Here is a 1405-nt window from a genome sequence, read left to right on the forward strand (position 1 = left end):
CCCGGAACCTGCTCGCGGCGCAGGCGCGGATCGCCGCGGCGCTGCTGCTGACGCGCGCGGCGGCCGAGGCCGGTGACCAGGCCGAGGCGTTGCGGCTGGCCGGGTCCGCCCGGACGATCGCCGAGTCCCTGTCCACGAGCGAGCTGAGGGCGCAGGCCTTCGTCACGGCGGCGGAAGCCGCCCTGGCCGCCGGTGACCTGGACGGCGCGCAGGAGCTGTGCGACGCGATCACCAACCAGGCCCTGGCTTCCCCGGTGATGGCGCGACTCGTGGTGGAGTCGGCGCGTTCCGGCGACCAAGAGCGGGCGCGGGGGCTTGTGGAGTCGATGGAGCGCCGCGCCACCGACAGCCGGTCCAGGGTGATCGCGATGACCGCTGTGCGGGACGCCGCCGAGGTGGACGAGCACATCTCGTCGATCGAGCAGCCGCGCAGGCGGATCGATGCCCTCGTGACCCTGGCCGTGGAGACCGGTGACCCCGGTCCGCTCGACCGCGCGGTCGAGCTGGTGCCGAAGGTGGACCGTTCCGCGGCCGAGCGCGTCATCGAGGGATTCCTCGCCCTGGGTGACGTGCGGCGCGCGGAGGAGGTGGCCAACGCGCACGGCGCGCGGCGGCCCTCGGTGCTCGTGTCCATCGGCCGGGCCGCCGTGACCCACGGGCAGCCGGCGGTGGCCCGGCGGCTGGCCGCCGAGGCGGAGGTCGCCGTGCGGTCGGCCTCCGGCGCGACGGCCCGGCAAGCGGCCCTGCGGGCGCTCGTGTTCGCCCACGCCGCCCGGGGGAACACCGCCGAGGCGCGTCGCCGGGCCGCCGCCTTGGGCGACGCGGCGGGGAACATCCGGCTCGACCTCGTCCGGGCCGAGCTGATGATGGGAGATCCCGGGCGCGCGGAGGAATTGGCTTCGGGCATGGAGGACGACGACCGGGCGGAGGCGATCCGGCTCCTCGTGGAGGCGGCCCGCGACCACGACGAGGCCGAGCGGCTCGCGCGGCTGGTGCCGGACGCCCGGGAACGGGTGGAGCTGCTGGTGGAGTTGGCGCGCGACCTCGCCGCCGGATCGCCCGACCGCGCCGAGAACATCGCCCGGTCGATGCCCGACGGGTACTGGCGCACCGAGGCGCTGCTGGCCGCGCTGTCCGGTGCGCCGGGCTTCGCCGCCCGCGCCGCCGGGCACGCGGACGCGCGGACGCGCTCCCCCATTTTCCGTGGCGGGCCCGGCTGCTGACGGCCGCCGCCCGCGCGGGCCGCGACGACGCCCTGTTCGCCCGTGCCGAAGCGGTCGTGCGGCGAATGGCCAACCCCCTCGCGAGGGTGCGCGCGCTGCTCGACCTCGCGGACGCCGCGCGGGCGACCGGCAGGCGCGCCCTCGCCCGCTCGGCGCTCGCGCGGGCCGGGGTGGCGCTGCCG

General features: G+C 77.6%; 1 protein-coding gene. It reads left to right on the forward strand.

Going from position 1 to position 1405, the window contains the following annotated elements:
* Window positions 1-1223, forward strand: a 1223-nt coding sequence (locus ACFV4N_RS43740) for a hypothetical protein (RefSeq protein ID WP_499678602.1), incomplete at its 5' end; no start/stop codon positions are given.
* Window positions 1224-1405 lie beyond the last annotated feature (182 nt).

Origin of the sequence: Actinosynnema sp. NPDC059797 (assembly GCF_042732085.1) — a bacterium.
GTDB lineage: Bacteria > Actinomycetota > Actinomycetes > Mycobacteriales > Pseudonocardiaceae > Actinosynnema.